Annotated in this window: 24 protein-coding genes; 12 read left to right on the top strand and 12 right to left on the bottom strand. The window is 66.7% G+C overall.

From position 1 onward, the window contains the following. Positions 1-172 precede the first annotated feature (172 nt). The 9 genes from rpmH (at position 173) to WBB07_RS11130 (ending at position 6,659) form a co-directional block, all read left to right on the top strand. On the top strand, positions 173-316 hold the full coding sequence (rpmH, locus tag WBB07_RS11170) for a 50S ribosomal protein L34 (protein ID WP_005142265.1): 144 nt from the start codon (positions 173-175) through the stop codon (positions 314-316). A gap of 16 nt (positions 317-332) precedes the next feature. Beyond that, positions 333-689, top strand: coding sequence for a ribonuclease P protein component (rnpA, locus tag WBB07_RS11165; RefSeq protein ID WP_526307610.1), 357 nt, complete (start codon positions 333-335; stop codon positions 687-689). Continuing rightward, positions 686-1,003: a membrane protein insertion efficiency factor YidD gene (yidD, locus tag WBB07_RS11160; protein WP_526307608.1), complete on the top strand. Its 318-nt coding sequence runs from the start codon at positions 686-688 to the stop codon at positions 1,001-1,003. Before rnpA ends, yidD begins: the two co-directional genes overlap by 4 nt. After that, positions 996-2,129, top strand: coding sequence for a membrane protein insertase YidC (gene yidC, locus WBB07_RS11155; protein ID WP_526307606.1), 1,134 nt, complete (start codon positions 996-998; stop codon positions 2,127-2,129). The genes yidD and yidC overlap by 8 nt, the downstream gene beginning before the upstream one ends. Positions 2,130-2,293: 164 nt before the next feature. After that, positions 2,294-2,911, top strand: coding sequence for a Jag family protein (locus tag WBB07_RS11150; protein WP_526307604.1), 618 nt, complete (start codon positions 2,294-2,296; stop codon positions 2,909-2,911). Between the two features lie 69 nt (positions 2,912-2,980). Continuing rightward, positions 2,981-3,679, top strand: a complete 699-nt coding sequence (rsmG, locus tag WBB07_RS11145; protein ID WP_526307602.1) for a 16S rRNA (guanine(527)-N(7))-methyltransferase RsmG — start codon at positions 2,981-2,983, stop codon at positions 3,677-3,679. Continuing rightward, positions 3,574-4,638, top strand: coding sequence for a ParA family protein (locus tag WBB07_RS11140; RefSeq protein WP_526307600.1), 1,065 nt, complete (start codon positions 3,574-3,576; stop codon positions 4,636-4,638). The genes rsmG and WBB07_RS11140 overlap by 106 nt, the downstream gene beginning before the upstream one ends. Continuing rightward, on the top strand, positions 4,635-5,615 hold the full coding sequence (locus WBB07_RS11135) for a ParB/RepB/Spo0J family partition protein (protein ID WP_526307598.1): 981 nt from the start codon (positions 4,635-4,637) through the stop codon (positions 5,613-5,615). Before WBB07_RS11140 ends, WBB07_RS11135 begins: the two co-directional genes overlap by 4 nt. Before the next feature lie 279 nt (positions 5,616-5,894). After that, on the top strand, positions 5,895-6,659 hold the full coding sequence (locus tag WBB07_RS11130) for an acetyltransferase (protein WP_526307596.1): 765 nt from the start codon (positions 5,895-5,897) through the stop codon (positions 6,657-6,659). Here WBB07_RS11130 and WBB07_RS11125 read toward each other — a convergent pair. The 8 genes from WBB07_RS11125 to WBB07_RS11090 all read right to left on the bottom strand — a co-directional run bounded on the left by WBB07_RS11125 (position 6,646) and on the right by WBB07_RS11090 (position 17,379). Further along, the gene (locus tag WBB07_RS11125; protein ID WP_526307594.1) at positions 6,646-7,872 is read right to left on the bottom strand and encodes an N-acetylmuramoyl-L-alanine amidase; all 1,227 of its coding nucleotides are present in this window, start codon (positions 7,870-7,872) and stop codon (positions 6,646-6,648) included. The genes WBB07_RS11130 and WBB07_RS11125 overlap by 14 nt on opposite strands. 161 nt (positions 7,873-8,033) lie before the next feature. Further along, positions 8,034-8,375, bottom strand: coding sequence for a thioredoxin (trxA, locus tag WBB07_RS11120; protein WP_526307592.1), 342 nt, complete (start codon positions 8,373-8,375; stop codon positions 8,034-8,036). Beyond that, complete coding sequence (gene trxB / locus WBB07_RS11115) at positions 8,372-9,370, bottom strand: thioredoxin-disulfide reductase (protein ID WP_526307590.1); 999 nt, start codon at positions 9,368-9,370, stop codon at positions 8,372-8,374. Before trxB ends, trxA begins: the two co-directional genes overlap by 4 nt. Positions 9,371-9,489: 119 nt before the next feature. Continuing rightward, complete coding sequence (locus tag WBB07_RS11110) at positions 9,490-9,936, bottom strand: RsmA family anti-sigma factor (protein WP_526307588.1); 447 nt, start codon at positions 9,934-9,936, stop codon at positions 9,490-9,492. A gap of 20 nt (positions 9,937-9,956) precedes the next feature. Next, positions 9,957-10,511, bottom strand: coding sequence for an RNA polymerase sigma factor SigM (gene sigM, locus WBB07_RS11105; protein ID WP_526307586.1), 555 nt, complete (start codon positions 10,509-10,511; stop codon positions 9,957-9,959). A 72-nt stretch (positions 10,512-10,583) separates the two neighbouring features. After that, positions 10,584-14,219 carry a murein biosynthesis integral membrane protein MurJ gene (gene murJ, locus WBB07_RS11100; protein ID WP_526307584.1) on the bottom strand — a complete coding sequence of 1,212 codons (3,636 nt, stop codon included), beginning with the start codon at positions 14,217-14,219 and terminating at the stop codon, positions 10,584-10,586. Then, positions 14,216-16,522, bottom strand: a complete 2,307-nt coding sequence (locus WBB07_RS11095; RefSeq protein WP_526307582.1) for a hypothetical protein — start codon at positions 16,520-16,522, stop codon at positions 14,216-14,218. The genes murJ and WBB07_RS11095 overlap by 4 nt, the downstream gene beginning before the upstream one ends. A 62-nt stretch (positions 16,523-16,584) precedes the next feature. Continuing rightward, the gene (locus tag WBB07_RS11090) at positions 16,585-17,379 is read right to left on the bottom strand and encodes an NUDIX hydrolase (protein WP_526307580.1); all 795 of its coding nucleotides are present in this window, start codon (positions 17,377-17,379) and stop codon (positions 16,585-16,587) included. A 92-nt stretch (positions 17,380-17,471) separates the two neighbouring features. On the opposite strand from WBB07_RS11090, the gene WBB07_RS11085 reads away from it, so the two are divergent. Continuing rightward, entirely contained in the window at positions 17,472-18,965 is a 1,494-nt protein-coding gene (locus tag WBB07_RS11085; RefSeq protein WP_526307578.1) for a CCA tRNA nucleotidyltransferase, read from the top strand. 19 nt (positions 18,966-18,984) lie between these two features. Continuing rightward, positions 18,985-19,491 (top strand): pullulanase, encoded by a 507-nt coding sequence (locus tag WBB07_RS11080; protein WP_526307576.1) that lies wholly within the window; start codon positions 18,985-18,987, stop codon positions 19,489-19,491. 181 nt (positions 19,492-19,672) lie between these two features. On the opposite strand, the gene WBB07_RS11075 is transcribed toward WBB07_RS11080, so the two are convergent. Continuing rightward, complete coding sequence (locus WBB07_RS11075; RefSeq protein WP_526307574.1) at positions 19,673-20,446, bottom strand: TIGR03084 family metal-binding protein; 774 nt, start codon at positions 20,444-20,446, stop codon at positions 19,673-19,675. A gap of 8 nt (positions 20,447-20,454) precedes the next feature. Further along, positions 20,455-21,741 carry an MFS transporter gene (locus WBB07_RS11070; protein WP_526307572.1) on the bottom strand — a complete coding sequence of 429 codons (1,287 nt, stop codon included), beginning with the start codon at positions 21,739-21,741 and terminating at the stop codon, positions 20,455-20,457. Between the two features lie 140 nt (positions 21,742-21,881). On the opposite strand from WBB07_RS11070, the gene WBB07_RS11065 reads away from it, so the two are divergent. After that, the gene (locus tag WBB07_RS11065) at positions 21,882-22,487 is read left to right on the top strand and encodes a YqgE/AlgH family protein (RefSeq protein WP_526307570.1); all 606 of its coding nucleotides are present in this window, start codon (positions 21,882-21,884) and stop codon (positions 22,485-22,487) included. On the opposite strand, the gene WBB07_RS11060 is transcribed toward WBB07_RS11065, so the two are convergent. After that, positions 22,446-22,838 carry a hypothetical protein gene (locus WBB07_RS11060; RefSeq protein WP_526307568.1) on the bottom strand — a complete coding sequence of 131 codons (393 nt, stop codon included), beginning with the start codon at positions 22,836-22,838 and terminating at the stop codon, positions 22,446-22,448. The two genes, WBB07_RS11065 and WBB07_RS11060, sit on opposite strands and share 42 nt — an antisense overlap. A gap of 38 nt (positions 22,839-22,876) precedes the next feature. Then, positions 22,877-23,663: LpqN/LpqT family lipoprotein (locus WBB07_RS11055; protein WP_526307566.1), on the bottom strand; the 787-nt coding region annotated here is incomplete at its 5' end.

Raw genomic sequence — 23,663 nt, 5'->3', positions numbered from 1 at the left:
CCCTCGAACAGTCGCCCGAACGTCGGCGGCACGGCAGCGAACCCGGATGGTTTGTAGATCCGTGTGAACCGCGCCGGTTTCGAGCAAGACGCATGAGCTTACCAACGGCCATCATGCTTGCCTGCAGTCGCAGGTGAGTGGTGCTGGCCAAACGCAACAAGGAGTGACAGCCGTGGCCAAGGGCAAGCGGACCTTTCAGCCGAACAATCGGCGCCGCGCGCGTGTGCATGGATTCCGGCTTCGGATGCGTACGCGCGCCGGCCGCGCGATCGTCACCGGCCGGCGCCGCAAGGGGCGTCGTTCTCTGACTGCCTGATTCGGTAGTCGGGACATTGCTCCCCGCGCAGTATCGGATGACCCGGTCCACCGACTTCGGCGCCACCGTCAAGCGGGGAGTGCGGGCAGTCCAGCCTGACTTGGTCGTCCACGTCCGTCAGGACGCGGGCGACGATCAAGGTCCCCGAATCGGCTTGGTAGTAGCCAAATCCGTCGGCAACGCGGTGATCCGTCACCGCGTTGCGCGACGGCTTCGCCATGTGGTGCGAGCTCTGATCGACGACCTCGATCCTCACGAGCGGATCGTCATCCGCGTACTCCCGGGTAGCTGCGATGCGAGTTCGGCTCAGCTCGAGCATCAACTCCGCAGCGGACTGAAGCGCTGTCACGCGGTGAGGGGCGCTCGCCGATGAAACCAGGTATCCGCCGCATGGCGACGTTGCCGGTCCGTGCACTGGTTTTTCTCATTCAGTTGTATCGACACACGGTGTCGCCGTTGCGGCTACCGACATGTCGTTTCACTCCCACATGTAGTCAGTACGCCGTCGAGGCATTGACCGAGTTCGGTCTGCTTCGGGGAAGTTGGCTGACGATTGTTCGCCTGGCCAAGTGCGGACCATGGCATCGGGGAGGATGGGACCCGATACCCGAGCACCGTCATGGTGCCGAAGATGGGGCTGCAGATAAAGATGCCGTGACCGGCGGCAGAAACGAGTCGTATGTTTAATTGGTTCAGCCTGGACATCATCTACTACCCCGTATCGGGGATCATGTGGGTTTGGTACAAGGCGTTTGCGTTCCTGTTGGGACCGTCGAACTTCTTCGCCTGGGCGCTGTCGGTGATGTTCCTGGTGTTCACCCTCCGCGCGATCCTGTACAAACCGTTCGTCCGGCAGATTCGCACCACTCGTCAGATGCAGGAACTGCAACCGCAGATCAAGGCCTTACAGAAGAAGTACGGCAAGGATCGACAGCGGATGGCGCTGGAGATGCAGAAGCTCCAACGCGAACACGGTTTCAACCCGGTTCTCGGCTGCCTGCCGATGTTGGCGCAGATCCCGGTGTTCATCGGCTTGTTCCATGTGTTGCGGTCGTTCAACCGGACCCAGGGTGGTTTCGGTCAGATCAAGTTGACGGTCGCTGAGAACGCCCAGACCGCAAACTACTTCTTCAGCCCCGCCGACGTCCGCAACTTCTTGGACGCGAACCTGTTCGGTGCACCCCTGGGCGCCACGATGATCCAGAAGACCGGTCTGGATGCTTTCACGGAGTTCAACCGGGTGTCGGTGATCTTGGTCGGCGTGCCGGTGATGATCGCCGCGGGTGTGGCAACGTACTTCAACAGCCGGGCCTCGATTGCACGGCAGAGTCCCGAAGCGGCGGCGAATCCGCAGACGGCCATCATGAACAAGTTGGCCCTGTATGTGTTCCCGCTGGGCGTGACCGTCGGTGGTCCGTTCCTGCCGCTGGCCGTCATTCTGTACTGGTTCGCCAACAACATCTGGACCTTTGCCCAGCAGCACTACGTCTTCGGCAAGATCGAAGAAGAAGAAGAAGCCAAGAAGCAGGAGGCGATCGAACGCCGCACTGCAAACGCTCCGGCACCCGGTGTGAAGCCGGTCAAGAAGAAGACCGGTGGCTCGGCGGCGCAGTCTGTCGGTGACGACACCGATGGCGATGGCAGTGGCGCAGGTGATGCTGACGCCGGCACCGACAAGGCCGCCAAGAAGACGACCACGGACAAGGCCGCGGGTAAGAACGGCAGTGCCGCCCCGACGGTTGACGGGTCCGCTGGCTCGTCCGCCCCGAACCGTCCACAACCCGGCGCAAAGCCCCGAAAACGGAAGCGCTGATTCCACAACCGATCAGCGAGACCCCCGGGATTATCTGTTGAAAGAGCGAGCAGCTGAGGCCGAGTGAGGGCCGATCTAGGACCGACACTGTGGTGCCCTGACCCAACTGGGGTCGACCGGCATCGTGAGGAAGCCACAGTGTGACTGAGAGGGATGGAAGACACATGACGGAAGCCGACACCACCGAGCAGTCTGTTGATACCGAACAGAACCTGCAGGAGCCGGACGCGCACGAAGGTCAGGACGCAGTACAGGACGAGCAGGACTCAGCGTCTGACGATCAGGATGATGCGGCCCCCGAGGGTAAGTCCGGGGACCTGGAAGATCGACTGGTCGCCGAAGGCGAGATTGCGGGGGACTACCTCGAGGAACTGCTCGACATTCTGGATTTCGATGGAGACATCGACCTGGATGTCGAAGGCAGCCGGGCCGTCGTGAGCATCGACGGTGGCGAGGATTTGGTGAAGCTGGTGGGTCGCAAGGGCGAGGTGCTCGACGCGCTGCAGGAGCTGACTCGTCTGGCCGTCCATCAGAAGACCGGCGAGCGCAGCCGGCTGATGCTGGATGTCGCCGGCTGGCGGCGACGTCGGCGTGAGGAGCTGGCCGCCCTCGGTGACAAGGTTGCCCGGCGGGTGCTGGAGTCAGGGGAGCGCGAGCAGCTTGCACCGATGACTCCGTTTGAGCGCAAGATCGTGCACGACGCGGTGGCCGCGGTGGCCGGCGTCCACAGCGAGAGCGAGGGTGTCGAGCCCTCCCGCCGTGTTGTGATCCTTGTCGACTGATCCTTCCTGGGTCAGCACACCAGCTAGTTACATAGATGTAGTTCTCGCCGTCGCAGCGATCCGGAGGGGATGTTTCACGTGAAACACGACGATGGAGCAGTCCCTCCGGAGGTGGCGGCCGCACTGTTCGGTGACCGACTGCCGATGGCGCAGCGGTATGCGGAGCTGCTCCGCTCTGAAGCAGTGGAACGCGGGTTGATCGGTCCCCGCGAAACCGAACGGATCTGGGACCGACACATTCTCAACAGCGCCGCAGTTGCGGAGCAGATTTCCGATGGAACCCGAGTTGCCGATATCGGCAGCGGTGCTGGACTGCCCGGGATACCCCTGGCGATCGCCCGCCCGGATCTGTCGCTGACGTTGATCGAACCGATGCTCCGGCGGACGGCGTTCCTTGATCTGGTGGTCACGGAACTCGAGCTGACCTCCGTCGAGGTATCTCAACATCGCGCGGAAGAACGCATCGTCCGGGATCGTGCCGGCTTTGATTACGTGACCTCTCGAGCGGTGGCGTCTCTGGACAAGCTGGCGCGGTGGAGTCTCCCGTTGTTGAAGGTGGGTGGCTCGATGCTGGCCCTGAAGGGCGAACGCGCCCCCGCAGAACTCGAAGAGTATGGGCAGGAGTTGGCTGGGTTGGGCGCGGTGGACGTGAAAGTGATGAGATGTGGCGTGGAGTACTTGGATCCGCCGGTGACCGTGGTCGTCGCTCGACGAGGAGCGGAACCCAAGCGTCGAGAGCGCGGTTCTTCAAGCAGGAGGGGTCGATGACAGGTCCATCGTCGGGGAATTCGAGTGGGAAGGTTTCACGTGGAACCACACCGGTTTCACGTGAAACATGGAGTAAACGATCCGACTCGGACACACCAATCGGCGCGGCGGCGGAACGCGCGATGCAGGTCTTGCACACTTCCAAGAGATTGCCGCGGCCACGTCACCGGCGGGTCTTCACCATCGCCAATCAGAAAGGTGGCGTGGGTAAGACCACCACCGCGGTGAACATGGCGGCGGCACTCGCTGTTCAAGGCCTCAAGACGTTGGTGATCGATCTTGATCCCCAGGGCAACGCGAGCACTGCGCTGGGCATCCAGCGCCGGCAATCCGGAACCCCGTCCTCGTACGAGGTGCTCATCGGTGAACTGCCGCTGAACGAAGCCCTGCAGCAGAGTCCACACAACAGCCTGTTGTACTGCGTCCCGGCCACGATCGACCTGGCCGGCGCCGAGATCGAACTGGTGTCGCTGGTAGCTCGCGAGAACCGCCTCCGAAACGCACTCGCTGATCTGGATGACTCGGACTTCGACTATGTGTTCATCGACTGCCCGCCGTCGTTGGGGCTGTTGACGCTGAATGCGCTTGTCGCGGCACCGGAGGTGTTGATACCCATCCAGTGCGAGTACTACGCCCTCGAAGGTGTCTCGCAGTTGATGAACAACATCGAGATGGTCAAGGCCCATCTGAATCCGCGGTTGGACGTGACGACGGTGCTCCTGACGATGTACGACGGCCGCACCAAATTGGCCGACCAGGTGTCAGAAGAGGTACGCCGCTACTTCGGCCCGAAGGTGCTGAGGACCGTGATCCCGCGCAGTGTGAAGGTCTCGGAGGCCCCCGGCTACAGCATGACGATCATCGATTACGACCCGGGATCGCGTGGAGCAATGAGCTACTTGGATGCGAGCCGCGAGCTTGCGGAGCGTGGAGCCGTATCACCGAAGGGACAAGCATGACTCAGCCGTCACGACGCAAGGGCGGCCTCGGCCGTGGCCTGGCCTCGTTGATTCCGACCGGGCCGGCGGATGGGGACACGCAGTCGCTGAGCCCGCGGCTCGGAAACGCGGCGGCCGATGTTCTCATCGGGGGACCGACACCCGCTCCCAGCGAAGTAGGAGCGGTGTATCGGGAGATCGACCCCCAGGCGATCGAGCCAAATCCACGGCAGCCTCGCCAGGTGTTCGACGAAGAAGCTCTTGCCGAGCTGGTGCACTCGATCAAAGAATTCGGGCTGATGCAGCCGATCGTGGTGCGTGCCTTGCCGGTCGAGTCGGGTTCTCCGGCGCGCTACCAGCTGGTGATGGGGGAGCGTCGGTGGCGGGCAGGCCAAGAAGCGGGTCTGGCGACCATCCCGTCGATCGTGCGGGAAACGACTGACAATGACATGCTGCGGGACGCCCTGCTGGAGAACATCCATCGGGCGCAGCTCAACCCCTTGGAAGAGGCGGCGGCGTACCAGCAGCTGCTCGACGAGTTCGGCGTCACCCACGAGGAACTTGCTTCCCGGATCGGACGCTCTCGTCCGCTGATCACCAATATGATCCGCCTGCTCCGGCTGCCGATTGCGGTCCAGCGGCGGGTTGCGGCGGGGGTGCTGTCGGCCGGTCACGCCCGCGCGTTGTTGGCACTGGAGGCGGGACCAGAAGCTCAAGAGGAGCTGGCGGCCCGGATCGTGGCCGAAGGGCTGTCGGTGCGCGCGACGGAAGAGGCGGTGACATTGGCCAATCGGGCCGACGGACCCGGTCCCACCCCGACCCGGCGCAAGCCGATTCAGATGCCCGGCTTGCAGGACGTGGCCGAGCGGCTGTCCGGAGCCTTCGATACCCGGGTCACCGTCAGTCTGGGAAAGCGCAAGGGCAAGATCGTGGTGGAGTTCGGGTCGGTGGACGACCTGCAGCGAATTGTGGATTTAATGCAGCAGAACAAGGTTTGAGAGCGGCGAATTTCCAGGAACGGTGACACCGGGGAGAAACGTCACTGTGACGTTGGGAGGCGGCGGAGTGCGTGACGTACATCTACAGTTCGGAAAACCGCTGCCCTCCAACAAGATTGATTTCGAGGCCCAGTTCGGCCGGCGAAAGCAGACTGCTCCTGGCAGGGTGCGGTCGTTCTCTCCTATTCTGGAGGGGCTCGGTGTGTGTTCCGGCTCGTGAGTTTCGGTACGCACTGACCAACGGCGTATGACCGCACCGCAGAAAGGCCTGGGAAGCTAGTGTCTGCTCGAATATCGCCGCTACGCCTCGAAGCGTTCGAGCAACTGCCCAAACATGCGCGCCGATGTGTGTTCTGGGAGGTGGATCCGGCAACGGTCCTGGGGGAGGACCACCTCACCGATCCTGAGTTCGAAAAAGAAGCATGGCTGTCGATGGTCATGTTGGAGTGGGGCTCGTGCGGACAGATTGCGACCGTCGCCCCCGCGCCCGGCAACGACGACGTCACCTTCCCCGGAACCGGTGAAACCTCCTGCCTCGGGTATGTGCTGTACGCACCACCGCATGCAGTCCCGCGTACCCACCATTTTCCGACCGCACCCGTCAGTGCCGACGCAGTGCTGCTCACCTCGATGGGGGTGGAACCCGGACAGGCAGCCGACGGGCTGTCGCACAGCTTGGTCGCCCAGGTGGTCAGTGAGTTGGTTCGCCGCGGGGTGCGTGCTCTGGAAGCATTCGGCAGGACCGCCGACGCGATGGAATTACTGGATTCTTCTACGGCTGATCCCAGTGTCAGCGCTGCGATCCGTGCGTTGGGAGACTGCTCGTTCGATCAGTGCATGATCGACGCCGACTTCCTTCAAGAGGTCGGGTTTGTGGTGGTGTCCCACCACCGCTACTTCCCGAGACTGCGCCTGGAACTCGACAAGGGTCTCGGGTGGAAGGCAGAAGTGGAGGCGGCCTTGGAGCGGCTGCTGGAGAGCGCCCAACTCCAGGCACCTGTCGGTGCCGGAGCCGGCCAGGTGTTGCGGGTCAGGAACTGCTGAGCCGGCCCGAAGCCTGCTCGAACGCCATCTCGTGAGCCAAGAGCTCCGCAAAGGTGAAAGTCCCGGTGGGACGGTCGTTCTTGCCGAGCAGATACAGACGCTTCACCGCAGCCAAGACACCTTCGGCGATGGCATCCCTGGTCTGCGAGGACACCATCATGGCGCGGTCGTGCGGATTGGTGATGTAGCCGACGTCGACCTGGACGGTGGGCATCCGGGTCAGGCGCAACAGGTCCCAGGTCCGACCATGTGTACGACAGTCGCGTAATCCGGTACGTGCCACCACTTCCCGCTCGATGAAGCTGGCGAGATTTCGCCCGATGGTCGAGACCGACCCATGCGAATTGCCGAAGTGGAACGTCGCGACCCCGTTGGCCTCCGGACTCGGCTGGGTTGCGCACCGCAGGCTGATCATCAGGTCGGCGCCAACAGCATTTGCGGTGGCGGCACGTTCGGCATCGGTGGGGCTGTGGTTAGCCGGTCGCGACAGGAACGTTTCCATCCCGATCGCCGTCATCCGGCCTTCGAGCCGACTTGCCAAGTCCCACAGCACATCCGCTTCGCTGATCGGACCGTCGGGGCCATGGGTGATCAAACCGTGGTCGGTGCCACCGCGGCCCGGATCGATGATGATGCGTTTACCGGAAAGCTTGGGGCCGGAGCGCCGGACCTGCTCCTCTTCATGGATGGCGTGCGGTGAACCACCGGTTACCCGTGAGCCGAGAAAGTACAAGGACCGCAACGTTTCTGGCCCACAGACGCCGTCGGAGGCCAGCCCGTACTCACGCTGGTAGGAGCTCAACGCATTGTGCGTCTGCAATCCGAAATGCCCGTCGACCATGTCGGTGTAGAACCCGAGGTCCTGCAAACGTGCCTGCAGGGTTGCCACATCATCGCCGTACATCGGTGCACCGAACTGGTGATGCAGCGTCCGGGCCCCCAGTCGGTACGAGGCCTCTTTGAGGGCACGATAGGTGGCTTCACCCACGATCCCGTCGACCAACAGCCCACGGCGCTGCTGGAAGGCACGCACGGCATGGTCGAGGTCGGCGTCGAAGACATGGACGGCGACGTGGCGCCCGGTGGTGAGGTTGTCGTCGGGATTCTCGATCAGGCCCAGCGCTGACAGCGCGGCCCTGATCTCGGTGACCGCGACACCGCGATCGCCCTGACGTAGAACGTCAGAGGAGTTTCCGCGGTGCGGACTCGACATGTGCAAGGCCCTTCGGTCACAGTGGTCAGCGGCCGAAAAGCAGCCAACCACAGAGGCAGACTGGGCACAATTGTCGCAGATCCACACTCGTTTTCGGAAAATACCAGGCGAGCGCGCGTGCCGCGGGACCCGTCGGTTCAGTCGATCAGAAGATCAGTGTGTCAGGAAATCACATCGGCAAGCTCGCGCAAAAGCGCAGCCTTGCCTTTGGCTCCGACGATCCGCTTCACAGCCTCACCGTTCTGGAACAAGATCATCGTCGGGATCGACACGACCTGGAAATCCCGTGCGGTCTCCGGGTTGGCATCCACATCGATCTTGGCGACGGTGAGCTGACCGGCCTTCTCGCTGGCGATCTCCTCGAGCACCGGGGCGACCATCTTGCACGGTCCGCACCAGGTCGCCCAGAAGTCGACCAGCACCGGTGTGCTGCTCTTCAAAACGTCCTCGGCGAACGAATCGTCGGACACGGTGACGGTGGTGCTGTTCTCGCCTGCGCTCATCGGGGTGCTCCAATCAGATCGGTTGACTCGGAATCGGACGTCTCGTGGTCGGCCAGCCAGCGTTCGGCATCGATGGCTGCCGAACAGCCCATGCCGGCAGCGGTGATCGCCTGCCGGTAGGTGTGGTCCACCAGGTCGCCGGCGGCAAACACACCATCGACCGATGTCGCCGTGGTGCGGCCCTGTACCACCACGTAGCCCTCGGGATCGAGGTCCACGAGGCCGCGGACCAAGCTGGAGCGGGGATCGTGTCCGATCGCCACGAACACGCCGGTGACCGCAAGCGTCGACTCCTCGTCGGTGACGGTGTTGCGTACCCGCAGCCCGGAGACGGTGCCCTCACCCTCGACCGCCACCACTGCGGCGTTGGTGACAAAAGTGATCTTCTCGTTGGCACGGGCCCGGTCCAGCATGATCCGCGAGGCCCGGAACTCCTCGCGGCGGTGCACGATCGTGACGCTACGGGCGAACTTCGTCAGGAAGGTGGCTTCCTCCATCGCGGAGTCACCGCCACCGATCACCGCGATGTCCTGATCCTTGAAGAAGAAGCCGTCACAGGTGGCGCAGGCACTGACGCCGCGGCCCAGCAGTTCCTGCTCCCCGGGAACACCGAGATAGCGTGCCGCCGCACCCATGGCAAGAATCACGGTGCGGGCGCGGTAGACCTCGCCGCCGGCGGTGGTGACAGTCTTGACCGGGCCCTCGAGCTCGACGGCCTCGACGTCCTCCATCTGCAGGTCGGCGCCGAAGCGCAACGCCTGCTCACGCATCTCGTCCATGAGCTCGGGGCCCATGATGCCGTTTTTGAAACCCGGGAAGTTCTCCACCTCGGTGGTGGTCATCAAGGCGCCGCCGAAGGACGTGCCCTCGAACACCACCGGGGACAGGTTGGCCCGGGCGGCGTACACGGCCGCGGTGTATCCGGCGGGGCCGGAGCCGATCACGATGACGTCATGGATCGACGTCGTCTCCTTGGCGGACGAGGTGTCAGTCATGCGGGCCTTTCTTCAACTCGGTCGGCAACCAGGAACATCGCCGGCTCGGTGCCCGACGATTTGCTCCTACCGACGCTGCTTCTTAAACAACAGGGTATGCGGGCATGTTCCCTGACGCGTCACCGCCGGGTGACAGTGGTGTCGGCCAACAATCCGGTGTGTGCCGCAGTGCACTGGGGACTGACCGCAAGCGCATTGATCACCATGGTGTCGTCGTCCCGCAACAACAACACCACAGCCGGCCGGTGGTTGATCTCGACCGGCCGGGCACCGAGCAGGTACCCGGCGTCTGGGTAGCCCAATCCATCCAGGCACGAGGTGAGCCGCGCCGGATCTTGCAACGGGCCCAGTTGTGGCGGGCTGTCCAGCATGGCCAGCAGTTCAGCCTCGGTGAGCGGGATGACCGCTGCGGGGATGGTCACCGTCAGCGACCGGGCGGTGGTGAGGGTGCCGGTGGTTGGGGCGACGGGGTCGCGCAGCAGGGTGGGGACGGCGACAGCGACAGCGGCCAGGGCGGCGCCGGCCCCGACGATCAAGGTTGCTGTCCCCGTTGTCTTTCCGCGCACCCTGCCAGTGTCCGTCATCGTCAGGCGGCGGCGTCGGCCAGTAGGTCGGCCAACCGGGCGCGCCCGCGTGCGCAGCGGCTCTTCACGGTTCCCTCGGCCACACCGAGCAGGCGGGCCGCATCAGCGATCGAATACCCGTGCAGGTCAACGGCTGCCACTGCGGCCCGTTGGTCGGCTGACAGCGCGGCCAGTGCCCGACGGACCACCAGGACGGTGTCGACGCTGCCGATGGTGTCGGGTGCGGCCAGGTGGGCGACGTCGAGAACGGCGGGCTGCTGCGGTGGCCGGCCACGGAATTGATCGAGGCATTTGTTGACCACGATCCGGTGCAGCCAGGTGCTCACAGCCGCCTGCCGGCGGAACGCCGACGCGCCCCGGTGGGCAGCCAGCATCGCCTCCTGCACCGCGTCGGCGGCATCTTCGGGGCTGGGAGCGCGACGGCATGCCACCCGGTGCAGCTGCCGGTGGTGGCGCCGGAACAGCTCCTCGAAGGCGTAGGGGTCGCCGGACACGTGCGCGGCGAGCAGATCGGCATCGCTGCGCGGGTCTGGTGGCTGTGCTGCGGACGTGGACACCGACCGGACGGTAGGTACCGCGGCAGCGACCGGCACTTCACCAGGGCGGGGCCCTGTGGACAGGGGCCGGGGTCAGGCAGCAGCCCGAACGGTGATCTCGTTGATGTCGGTGCGGCTCTCCCCGCCGGTGCTGCCCATCTTGGAGATCCACACCAGCAGATACGACGTGGGCGCCGTGGCGTTCACCGCGATGGTGTTGTCCCCGGGCTGCATGGTCTGCGGCTGGGTGAGCGCGGTGGTGTCCTCGAGGCTCGACGGGTTGGCCGTCGTCGCTGCGCGGATCTGGACCTGGGTGCCGGTGCTGGTCAGTCCCAATGACACCGATTGCACCCGGGTCGACGACGGCAGCTGCAGCATCAGGCCGACACCGTTCTTGAAGCCGGGGAACGGATCGGGGTCGGAATAGGTGTCGGTGGGCCACACAGTGGCCTTGTTGCCGTCGATCGCCAGCCCTGCCAGGTCGGGATTGTCGGCTTCACCTTGCGGTGAGAACACCGTGGCGGCGACAGGTTTGACCACGTTTCCAGCGGCGGCGGCCTGCTGTTCGGAGGTCCCATCCGACGGGTTGAGGCCGAGCTGTTCGCCGATACTCGTACCGCCGACGTCACCGAAGATCCGGCTCAGCACGGTGGCCAACAGGACAAGGACAACAACAACCACCACCGCGCCGGCACCGAGACCGATCAGCAGTCCGCGCCGTCGCTTGGCCTGCTCGGTCGGGTCGTCGGAGGATCCGAGGCGACCAGCCAGCCCCCGCTGAGGTGGATCGGAACGGACCGGCTCGAGCAGGTCGGTGCGATCAGCTTCGGCTGTTGCCTGCTGAAGAAGATTCAAAAGTGTTGGTGCAGTGCGGATTCCGGCACCAGGTTGGACGGACCGAGCGGCAGCGGCCGAGATCTGGAACGGGATGTCACGGTCGATGGTGCGGGGTTCGACGGCATGGCCCGCGTCATCGAGGTCTGCGGGTTCCAGACCGCTGGGGGTACCGCTCTCCGGCAGCGGCCAACGATTGACCAGCAATGCATACAGCACCGCGCCGGTGCCGCGGATGTCGTCCTCGGGACTGGCATCGTCGAGAGTGGCCGGGAAGGCCAGCGCGACATCACCTTCGATGCTCACCCGGACCCTGCTGGCGTGGTCGATGGACAGGGCAACCCCGGCTTGGTGTGCGGCGTCGGCAGCGGCGGCCAGAGACTGGATCGCCCGGGCACCGCCGATAGCTGACGGCGCGGTAGCGGCGACCTCCTGCAGCGACCCACCGCGGATCCACTCGGACACCACCAGCCCGCCGGCGCCGGACCGCGCCACATCCAGGACGCGGGCGATTCCGGGCATCTCGAACCGGCTCAGTTTGAGTGTCCGGGTGAGGATCGCCTGCAACTGGCTTTCGGGCAGGGTGCCGTCGGGGTCGACAAACGTCAGCGCCACCTGGCGGTCCAGCGCGGTGTCCAGCGCCTGCCAGAACTGCAGGTGGGGTGGGCCGCCGTGGAACACCAGCAGCCGGTAGCGGCCACCGGCGATGCTGGCGCCGGCGATCAGGTGCACCTCGTCTTCGGCGGCGCCGTTGTCCAGAACGGGTTCACGAGGGGTATCGAAAGCCAGGGGTTCCCGAGTGGGATCGCCGGCAAAATCGGCGCCCGGGCGGGCCGGCGCCACCGGCGGCGCGACGGCACCTACCTTCTCGGCGTCGGCAGCTTCGTAGTCCGGCTGAAAGGACTCGGGCTGGAAGTCCGGCTCGAACCCGTCGGCCGGCTGCTTCGGTAGCTTGGTGGTCGGAGCATTGTTTTCGGGGCTGCCCGAGGTTTCGTCGCTCACCGTCGGTCCTTTCCCCAGCTCCCCTGCGGCCACTGCCGGAGGCCCCGACTGGCCATGCCTGGCAGGCATTGTCCTGTGATCAGGGTACGGGACCGCTACCCCCGTCGACGACGAGTCACGCCGTACCGCAGCAGATGTGGGACTCCGTCCCAAACGTCGACGCACCGCTGCGGTGGCCGCCAGCGCCTCGGGCACCTTGGCCCGCAGCAACACCACCGCAACGATCGACAACATCAGGACCCCGAGCAGCAGCAGCCGCAGCAGCGATCCGACCCCACCGGCGTTGGTGGTCAACGATTCCAGCCCCAACAGTTGGTCGGCGGCATGCGCCACCATGCCGGCCAACAGCGAGGCGGCGGTGGTGACCAGAACGGTGCGCACCACAGGCAGCTCGAACATCCGCCCGCCGGTGGGTAACAGCGTCCTGCGCAGCAGTATCGCGCCCACCACGGCGCCGGCCGAGAAGCCCAGCCCGTTGGCCATCCCGAGGAACCCGGCGACCATGTCGGGGTTGTCGGTCACATGCGGTGCCGCCAGCGAGGCGGCGATCTTCACCGCCGTGATCACCACGATGACCGCGATCGGTATCCAGGGCTGCTCCCGGGCATAGAACACCCGCAGTTGCAGCAGCACCAGCGAATACGGGATCAGGGTGAATGCCGACAGCGCGATCGACAGGCCGAGATAGTTTGCGTCGACCGACCCGAAGTTGCCGTAGGCGAACAGCGCGCTGCCGATCGCGGGACCACCGACCGTCATGAACGCCACGATCGGGATCAGGGTGACCATCGTCAGCCGGGTGGCCAGGGACAGGTCGGCCAGCACCGCCGGGGTGTCGTTGGAGGCGGCGTTGCGGGACAGCCGCGGCATCACCACCGTGAGCACGGTGACGCCGATGATGCCAAACGGCAGCATCAGCACCAGCCAGGTGTAGTTGTAGATCGCCGGCCCGGACGCGGCCGAGGTGCTGGCGATCTGATTCCCGACGATCAGCCCCAACTGGCTGATCACCACGTAGAGCACCATCGCCGAGGCCATGGCACCGAACCGTTTGAGCCGGTCGTCGATACCCCACAGCGGGCGCAGCGAGATCTTCTGCCTGCGGATGGCCACGAACAGCACGGCGGTCTGGGCCACGACGCCCAGGGTGGTGCCGATTCCGAGGACCAGCAGCTTGGCGTTGCCCATCTCCACCGGGTCGATGGACAGCTCACCGGGCACCGCCAGGTACACACCCAAGGTGGCGATCGCCACCAGGTTGTTCACCACGGGAGCCCAGGCGGGTGCGCCGAAGATGTTGCGGGTGTTCAGGATTGCCATGAAGACCGAGGACAGCCCGTAGAAGATCACCTGAGGCAGCAGCAGATACGCGAATGCCGTGGTCAGCGATTCGTTGACCTTGGGGTCGTCGCCCAGCATCAACCGGACCAGCAGCGGCGCGCCCAGCACCGCGAGCACGGTCGTCACCAGCAGCAGCGCCGTCGCCAACGTCACCAACCGGCGGACGAATGCTGTTCCGCCATCGGGATCGTCACGTTCGGCCCGGGTGAGCACCGGCACGAAGATGGCGGTGAAGGTCGCTTCCAGCACCAGCGCGGCGATCAGGTTCGGCAACTGGTTGGCGACGGTGAACGTGCTGGACAGAGCGGCGCCCAGAATGGCTGCGAGCAGCACGATCCGGATGAATCCGGTGAGCCGGCTGATCAGCGTCGCAAACGCCATACCCCAGGACCGTGAGACCACCGCGGAGTCCGACATCTCGGGGCGCGCCGCCTTGGTCCGAGGCGCCGGGGCCACCGGCACCGGCAGGGACCGGGTGTCGCGGGCCGGGACTCGTCTCGGGGGCTGGCGGCGGGGTCCGTCACCGCCGGGCGATTGCGATTCTGGTCTCATGCGCGGCTGGGTTCGGGAGGTGTCGGGCGGTCCAGGTCGGCGCGGTCGGGCTGGCCGCGGAACCGGTGCCACAGCCGTCGACCGGTCAGCAGCGCCAGCACGGCCCCGGCGGTGCAGGTGATGAAGAACAGCACCTGGCCGTAGGCGTTGGAGTTCACCGACAGCCGGACGGGTTCGCCGAGGGGTAGTCCGTCCGGGGTCCGCAGCGAGGCATCGACGGCCACCCGCTGGGTGAAGTGGACTTCGATGGGGACCCGCAACGGCAGATAGCCGGGCGGGAGCTCTTGCTCCCCGATGTCTTCGACCTCCATCCCGGGCGGAACCTCCAGATCGAGACGGACCCGGATCGGCACCGCCAGGTCGTTGCGCAACGCCAACGGCAACGGGCTGCGTTCGGTGGCCAACGTGTACGCGCCTCCGGGGTTGACGATGGTGACGGCACCGAAGAGGTCTTCGATGGTGGTGCCGACGATGTTGAGGCGCTGGCGGGCCGCGTCGTTGCGCACCTTGGCGGGCTCGGATTGGCTGATCGCGCGCAGCATGTCCTCACGCAGCGGTGCGGTGTAGGCCACTCCGGTCAGCCCGGTCTGCGGGTTGGTGGTCAGCGCGGACGTCAGACCCCACAATCGGCCCAGCTCCCCGGCGATCTGGCCGACCACCGCGTCGTCGATCCGGCCTTGCGGGTTGGTGTCGGCGGTCGCCGACACCGGCTGCAGCGGTCCGGCTTGTGCGGTGGCCTGGGTGATCAGCTCCGGCAGCGGCCGGGGGATGGCCAGACCGGAGCGGATGCTGGTGGCCAGGGTGGTGAGGATCGCCCGCGCGTCATCGGGGGACAGGTTCCACGTCAGCGGCGGCATCAACACCTGGGCGCGGGGCAGCGTCTGCGGGTGCAGCGGCCGCCACAGCATCGAGGCCAGCGCGTCCTGGCGCCGGGCCAGGGCGGTGGCGCGGTCCAGGGGCACGGCCAGGGAGGAATCCAGGTACGACGGCGATCCGGGCGCGTCTCCCATCCCAGCCAGCGCGGCGCCGACCGTCGGGTCGAACGGCGTCGCCACCACCTGGGCCGACAGCCGTTTCGGGCTCAGGTCGGCGGTCAGGAACACGCCGGTGGTCTCGTCCTGGGCGCCGGCGTCGGCGGCCGCAATGGCGACCGTCGGCCCGTGGGCGCTGAGCAGCTGCACTGTCCGGCTGGTCAACGGGCCGTCACCGACGAGGGTGACGCCGCGCACAGAGGTCACGCCGAGGATCTGGTCGACCAGGTCGAAGACGGTGCTGGTGGCGAACATGCCCAGGTTCGGGTTGCGCACTCGATCGACGGCGTCGAGGTCGGCCTGCGCGTACGGGGTGGCGGTCACACACATCCGGCCGGCCAGCTCACGCAGCCGGTCCAGCCATGCGGTGGCCGCGGCCTGGCCGGTGCCGGGCTGGCCGGGGGCGGCCAGTGGGGCTCCGTTACCGGTCACCACATAGCCGGAGGTCATCGCATTGACGGTGACGAGCAGGTCCGGGTCGACGGCCAGGCACAGCGCACGGGTGACTTCGCCGCCTGGGTCGACAGTCGGACCGGTGGCGAACTCGGCCGCCGACAGCAGGGTGTCCAGCCGCCCACCGGCGGACAGTGACCTCGCCAGCGAGTCATCGGTCAGCCGCACCGGGCTGGTCCCACCCGGAACGCCGGGTGCCAGCTGGGGGCGGTCGGCCAGGGGCCACAGCATCGTCACGGGGACCGGCCGGGAGGTGTCGGGGGCGACGATCCCGCCGACATCGCCGGTGTCGCTGGTGTCGACGGCCGCATCGTCGCCTCCCGCGGGCAACCCCAGCACCGGAAGCAGGAATCGGGCGTCATCCAGGCGGGCGGGGGCGCCGTAGTCGGGTGTGCCGTTCACATTGACCAGCAGCGGATAGACACCGGGCGCGTCGATGCCCAGCGCGGGTTCGGTATCCGAGCGCAGTGGATAGGACAGCGTGAACGGCGCCGCCTGACCCTCCTGCAACTCCTCGGAGATGGTGATGAACTGCCCGACGGGAATGAACTGGTCGTTGGTGCCGTCGAGGTCGGTGCGCAGCTGCGCGGAGTTCTCGACGGCCGGCGCGCGTTCGAGCCGGGTGACGATGTCGCGGACGGGTCGGTCGCCGACATTGGTCACCGTGCCGGACACCGTGACCGTCGGGTCACCGGTGGTGGTCACCGATTCGGGGGTGATGCGGTCCATGCTGATCAGCAGGAAAGGTTTGTCGCCCGGGTCACCGGCGGCGGCGCGCGGTAGCGCGGCGGGCAGGACCAACAGGGCGAGCAGAGTCAAGATCGTGACGATGCGAGGCGCCGTGATCGAGAACCTGCTCGACGGGTGACGGCGCCGCGCGTTCACGGTGCCGGCCCGCAACCGTTGGTCCGGCCGGCCGTCGGTTCGTCCGGTTGTCGGCGCCGGGCCCGGGAGTGTGTCTGGGGGCGACGGCGGGGGGCACTGCGGGGCAGCGGCGGCAATGATCCCGGGCCATCGGTCTGAAGCTTGTGGATCAGCTCACCAGCCACTTCGGCGAGCCGTCGCTCGTCGGCATAGGCAAGCCGCGAGGGTAACTCGTTGACCGGCACCCACGCTACTTCGGTGACTTCGACGTCCTCGTCGGAGAGTTCTCCGCCGGAGAACCGCAGTAAGTAGTGGTGCACGGTCTTGTGCACCCGCCGGCCCTCGGTGACGAACCAGTAGTCGATGCTGCCGAGCGCGGCCAGGACCTTGCCCTCGATACCGGTCTCCTCGGCGACCTCCCGGATCGCTGTCTGCTCGGCGGTCTCACCTTGTTCGATATGGCCCTTCGGCAGCGACCACAGCATCCGGCCGCGCCGATCGGTACGGCCGATGAGTGCGGCGACTTGGGCTTCCAGCGGACCGTCGAGGCCGTCGATGACCAGGCCACCGGCAGAGATCTCGTGCACGGTACGCAACCGGGCGTTCTTCTGGTTCTGCCGGGGACGGCGAGGTTTGGCCCGCTTGGCGCCGGCAGCGGGAACCGGCTGTTCGGGAGCGGCCTGCTGCTCGGCAGAGCTGCCGGCAGCGGCGATATCGGTGCTGTCAGGAGCCGTTTCCGGGGGTCCGGCGGCACGACGACCTCGACGGCGACCGCGGCGCCGTCGAGGTTTGGCTTGTTCGCCGTCCGACACCCAAGCGATAGTAGCTGGCGTGGCTGCTGCCTCCGCTGTCACTCGCCGGTCGGTGACAGACCGATCCGCGCAGCCATCTAGGCTCATCGAACGTGCCTGATGTCGACCCGGCTAGCGCTCCGGACGCCGAACTGTTGGCCCGTGCTGCGGTCACGCTGAACGGGCACGGTGAAGTCTTGCGTGGGCTCGGTGCCGCGTTCGAGGCTGCCGGTCGCCAGTTGTACCTGGTGGGTGGTCCCGTGCGGGACGCGCTGTTGGGCCGGCTGCCCGCGCCGGGTGACGGTGTCGCCTATGACCTCGATTTCACCACCGATGCCCGACCCGACGAGATCCAGAAGCTGCTGCGGCCGTGGGCCGAGGCCCTGTGGACCACCGGGATCGAGTTCGGCACCATCGGGGCGGCCCGCGCCGGGGTGCGGGTCGAGATCACCACGTTCCGCGCGGACAGCTACGACCAGGTGTCCCGTAACCCGCAGGTCCGTTTCGGTGATGCCCTCGAGGACGACCTGGTGCGTCGTGATTTCACCGTCAACGCGATGGCGGTGCGGATCACTGCGGCGGGGCCCGGTGAGTTCCTCGATCCGCTGGACGGGTTGTCGGCATTGCGGGCCCGGGTGCTGGACACACCGGCAGCGCCGGAGGTGTCGTTCGGCGATGACCCGCTGCGGATGCTGCGAGCGGCACGGTTTGTCTCGCAGCTGGGGTTCGAGGTGGCGCCGCGGGTGAGGCTCGCGATCGAGCAGCTGGCTCCGCAGCTCGCGCGCATCACCGTGGAGCGCATCGCCGTCGAATTGGACAAGACCATGCTGGGGGCCGATCCGGTGGCCGGGATCGAGCTGCTGGTCCAGACCGGCCTGGGGGAGCAGGTGCTGCCCGAGATCGGTGCCATGCAGATGGCCATCGACGAGCATCACCAGCACAAGGACGTCTACCAGCATTCGTTGACGGTGCTGCGGCAGGCCATGGACCTGGAGGAGGACGGGCCGGATCTGGTGCTGCGGTGGGCCGCGCTGCTGCATGACATCGGCAAGCCCGGTACCCGGCGCCACGAACCGGACGGCGGAGTGAGCTTCCATCACCATGAGGTGGTCGGCGCCAAGATGACCCGCAAGCGGATGCGGGCGCTGAAGTACTCCAAGCAGATGGTCGACGATGTGTCCCAGCTGGTGTACCTGCACCTGCGGTTCCACGGCTATGCCGATGCCAAAGGCGCGGGGAAGTGGACCGATGCCGCGGTGCGGCGGTACGTCACCGACGCGGGGCCGCTGCTGCCGCGGCTGCACAAGCTGGTGCGCGCCGACTGCACCACCCGCAACAAGCGCCGTGCCGCGCGATTGCAGGCCAATTACGACCACCTCGAGCAGCGGATCGCGGAGCTGGCCGCCAAAGAGGATCTGGCCCGGGTTCGGCCGGATCTCGACGGCAACGAGATCATGCGCCTGCTGGACATCCCGGCCGGGCCGCAGGTGGGCCAGGCGTGGCGGTACCTCAAAGAGTTGCGGATGGAACGCGGGCCTCTCGACTACGACGAGGCGGTCGCCGAACTGGTGAAGTGGTGGTCCGAGCAGGGGAACCCGACTTCCTGATTCCCCGTCAGAGACGGGTATGGATTACTGCTTGGGTTCCGGGGACGGCTCTGCGGCGATGTGGTCGGGGGTACCCGATGTCGACACCGATGGCGATGGCGTCTTCGACGGTGTGCTGCTGGACTTCGATTCCGACGGTCTGCGCGATGATGCGTTGGCCGATCTGGACGGTGACGGGGTGGCCGACCACGCTGTGCTGGACATCGGCGCGGGGGAGAGTTGGTTCACCGACGACGGGACGGGTACCTGGGCGGTGCCGCTGGAGTCGGTCGGTACCCGCGGTGACCCGATGCGCTGGCTGAGCCTCGACGGCATCGAGTCCACCGGCGGGCCGATGGTGGATTTCGACGGCGATGGGTTGGTCGACGATCAGCTGATCGACTCCGACGGTGATGGGTTGGCCGACCGCGTGCTGGCCGATGATCTGCGCACCGGCTATGTCGACATCGACGGTGACGGCCGCTGGGATGTGAAACTCGTCGACACCGATGGTGATGGTGCCGCCGACGCCGCCGCCACCCCCTGAACCCCCTGCCGAGCGAGCGAGTCTGTACGCCAACACGCCGTCAAATCTGTACAAACGCGTGCGCTCGCCGGTCGCTCAGCGGCCCACGCTCAGGCGCGATACGGCGTGGCTCCGCTTCGCGCAAGCGCTCAGCGGCCCACGCTCAGGCGCGACACGGCGTGGCTCCGCTTCGCGCAAGCGCTCAGCGGCCCACGCCGGGCGGCCCCGCGAAAGCCTGTGCGATCGCCAGCCATTGCTCTGCCTCGGCGCCCACGGCCGTCACATCCAGCGTGGCGCGGGCCCGTCGCTGCGTCACCAACAGGCAGAAATCCTCGGCCGAACCCGTCACGCGCTGAGCCGCGTCGGAGGGGCCCCAGGTCCAGCTCTCACCGTCGGGCCCGGAAAGTTCCACGTGAAACGTTGCCGTCGGGGGAGTGAGGCCGTGGACGGTGAAAGCGAAGTCGCGAGTCCGCACTCCCAGATGCGCAATGGACCGCAGCCGCGAGGTCGGGACTCGCTGAACACCGAGGGTGTCGGCGACGTCGAGGCCGTGCGCCCAGGTCTCCATCAGCCGTGCGGTCGCCATCGAAGCGGCACTCATCGGCGGACCGAACCACGGCAGTTTGTGTCCGTCCGGCACGGTCCGCAGCGCGGTGTGCAGCTGTGCGCGGGCGGTTCGCCAGGTCTGGAGCAATTCGCGAGGGTCGGTCTGCGCCAGGTCGGCGGCAGCGGCGTCCACGAATCCCCTCGGGTTGGACAGGGCGGCGGTCAGCACCTCGGCGAAGGCAGCCGGGTCGGTCGCTGACAGGGCCGCCACTTGGTCGGTCCACAGCAAATGGGCGATCTGATGTGCGATGGACCACCCCGGTGCCGGTGTGATCAGGTGCCAGTCGGCGGGGCTCAACGGTGCCACCAGCGTGTCGAGCTCGGTGCTTTCGGCTTCCAGCTCTGAGATCAGCGGACCCGCGTCGGCCATGAGCCACCTTAACCGGCGACGGCCCGGCGTCCGAGGAACACGTGCAATGCCAGCCCCAGCAGGTAGATGCCGGTTCCCGCGACGATGAGCCCGGGCGGTGGATCGTCGTTGGGGATGACGGAGGCCGCCACGGTGGTGGCGGCGATGAACGCCAGCCAGAACAGTGAATCCTGTACCGCGAAGACGTGGCCGCGCAGGGCGTCGTCGACGTCGATCTGCATGGCGGAGTCGGCGCACAGTTTGACTATCTGGCCGGCGGCGCCGAGCAGGAAACCGCAGCCGACCAGCAACGGGAGGTACATGCTGACGGCCGCCACCTGGACGGCGGCCGCCGCCAGCAAAGCTCCGTTGGCGGCCCGGAACCGGCCCCAGCGTTTGACCAGGGCCGGGGTGATCGCGGTGGCCAGAAACGATCCCGAGCCGGTGGCCGCCACGAAGATGACCGCGGAGCCCAGCCCGGCGACCGCGACGCTGGGGGTGTCGATGTGCCGGACGATGACCAGGACCACCAGGGTGTTGATGCCGAAGACCATGCGGTGGGCGGCCAGCGCGGTCAGTGTCGCAGCGACCGACGGCACTGTGGCGACCGTCCGGAATCCGTGCACCCAGCCGGTGGAAACGGTGTAGAGGACCGAACCGTGGATGGCCCGTATCGTGTCGTCTGGTCCGAGGATGTGGGCCGGAAACCGCAGTGCCAGCAACAGGGCCAGGCCGACGGGCAGTGCCACCATGAAGATGATTGCCGCAGATCCGGCGTCGTTGGCGCCGAGCAGCCAACGTGGCAACAGCATGAAGTTGGCGCCCAGGAAGGTCGCTGCGGCACCGGTTGCGGTGGCTACGGAGTTCATGGTGACCACTTGCCCGCGGGGCACCACGTGCGGCAGCGCCGCCGAGAGCCCGGAGGCCACGAACCGGGTGAAGCCGTTGACGATCAGGGCGCCGCACAGGATCGCTACGTCGCCGGCTCCGGCGGCCAACAGGACACCGACGCCGAGGATCAGCACCAGCCGTCCGAGGTTGGCGCCGACGAGGACCATCCGGCGATCCCAGCGGTCCAGTAGTGCCCCGGCGAACGGGCCGAGGATCGAGTAGGGCAAAAACAGCACGGCGAACGCCCCGGCCACCGCCCACGCGTTGGCGGCGCGATCCGGATTGAACAGCAAAGCTCCGGCGAGGGCCGCCTGGAACAGTCCGTCACCGAATTGGCTGGCCAACCGGAGCTCCAGCAGCCTCCAGAATTGCGGCAGGCCACGCACCGAGCGCCAAAGGGTTACGGCGGCATGCGCGTCAACCACTGAACCTTCTTCCCCTGCACTTTCCGCGCATGGTTACCGGGTGGACCCGATCGAGCCGGGACCCCGGTCCAGCCTACAAATATCTGGTCCCACGGAGATTGTTCGCCACGACACCGGGGTGCTGGTGCCATGATGTGTTCGTGGCTCAGTCGGAAGATCCCGAGGATTTTGTCGCTCCCGCGGCGCACCGGGTGCGCGCTGGAACACTGCTGCTGGCCAATACGGACCTGCTGGAGCCGACGTTCCGGCGCAGTGTCATCTATGTCGTGGAACACAACGACGGCGGAACCCTCGGCGTGGTGTTGAACCGGCCCAGCGAGACCGCGGTCTACAACGTGTTGCCGCAGTGGGCGAAGCTGGTGGCCAAACCGAAGACCATGTTCGTCGGCGGCCCGGTCAAGCGTGACTCGGCACTGTGCCTGGGGACGCTGCGGGTCGGGACGGACGCCCAGGGGGTTCCCGGGTTGCGTCATGTGGCGGGCCGCATGGTGATGGTGGATCTCGATGCCGATCCGGACGCGGTGGCGCCGGTGCTCGAGGGGGTGCGGATCTTCGCCGGCTATTCGGGCTGGACCATCGGTCAACTCGAGGGCGAAATCGAACGCAACGACTGGATTGTGTTGTCGGCGTTGCCTTCTGATGTGCTCGTGGAGCAGCGGGTGGATCTGTGGGCGCGGGTTCTCAGACGTCAGCCGATGCCGATGTCACTGTTGGCGACTCACCCGATCGACGTCAGCCGCAACTAACGCGGCGCCGGTACCGCACGACAGCGTGCACGAGCCGCAGCTGCTGGTGCAGTCAGCGGCCGGTGGCTGTGGCCGGGTGGCAAATCGGGCACCTTGCCAGCAACCTGCGGCCAGCGTGCCCAGCGCGCCGAGTACACAGACGATCAGCACCACCAGGGCGATGGGGGCGGGTGCTGCCAGGGCGACCACGCCGCCGGCGGCCAGCATCACCGCTGCGGCCAGCTGCACGGGGGCGACCGCGCGCAGCACTTGCTGGGTCAGGTCGGCCGACCGCGGTCGGGTGAGTGTCCACACCCCGGACCCGGCCGTCGCTAGTGCCGCGAACAGGCACACCACACCGGCAATGAGCATGCGACCACCTTACGAGGTCGGCGCGGTGGGCCACACAGCTAGGGCGCTACCGGGGCGGCGGGTACCGGAGGTGCAACTGGTGCAGCGACCGGTGGTGCCACTGGTGGGGCGACTGCGGGCGCGGGCGGCAGGGCCGCAGCCGGTCCGGTGACCCGGAATCCGTTGGCGATGGCATCGGTGGCGTCTGCGGAGGCGACGGCCTGGTTGACGGCGGTGGTCACCGACAGGGTGACGAGGTATTTGTCGGCGCCGGAGGTGGCCAGTACGTGGCGCCGGGAGGTGTTGAGGGCCATGTCGTTTTCCCGGTAGGCGCCCTCGATGAGCGAGGACGGGAAGCCGCCGAACGGTGCCAGGGAGGCGGCGGTTGACTGCCAGCCGGTCAGCTTCTGGCTGTCGATGAAGCCGTGGGTGATCGCCTCGTTGGCGTCGAAAGCGCCGCCGGCGAGGCGGTAGATGACTACTTGGGCGTTGGAGGTGTACAGCCCGTCGCCGCCGACGCGGTCGGCGATCACGGCGAAGGCGTCCGGCACGTTGGGGTCGGGCACCTGCGTCCACCCCGACGGCATCGGCAACGTGATGTGGAGGCCGGTGAACGTGCGTGGATCTTGTGGTTGGAGGGTGACGCCCTTGGCGGCCAGGAACTCCTTGATGGTGCCCGATGTGGCCGGAATCAAGGCGGGCGTGGCCGGTACGGCGGGCGCGGCCAGCGTGGGTTGTGCGACCTGCTGGAGCTGTGGGGCGTACTGCGGTTGCGGTGCCAGGTTGGCGGTCGCGGCGGCCGGCGGGACGGCGGGCACCCCGACAGGTACGGGGCCGACGCCGGAC

Origin of the sequence: Mycobacterium sp., assembly GCF_049647605.1 — a bacterium.
Lineage (GTDB): Bacteria > Actinomycetota > Actinomycetes > Mycobacteriales > Mycobacteriaceae > Mycobacterium.
Note: the sequence above shows the minus strand (reverse complement) of the source record. Positions and strands in the feature narration are given on the sequence as shown.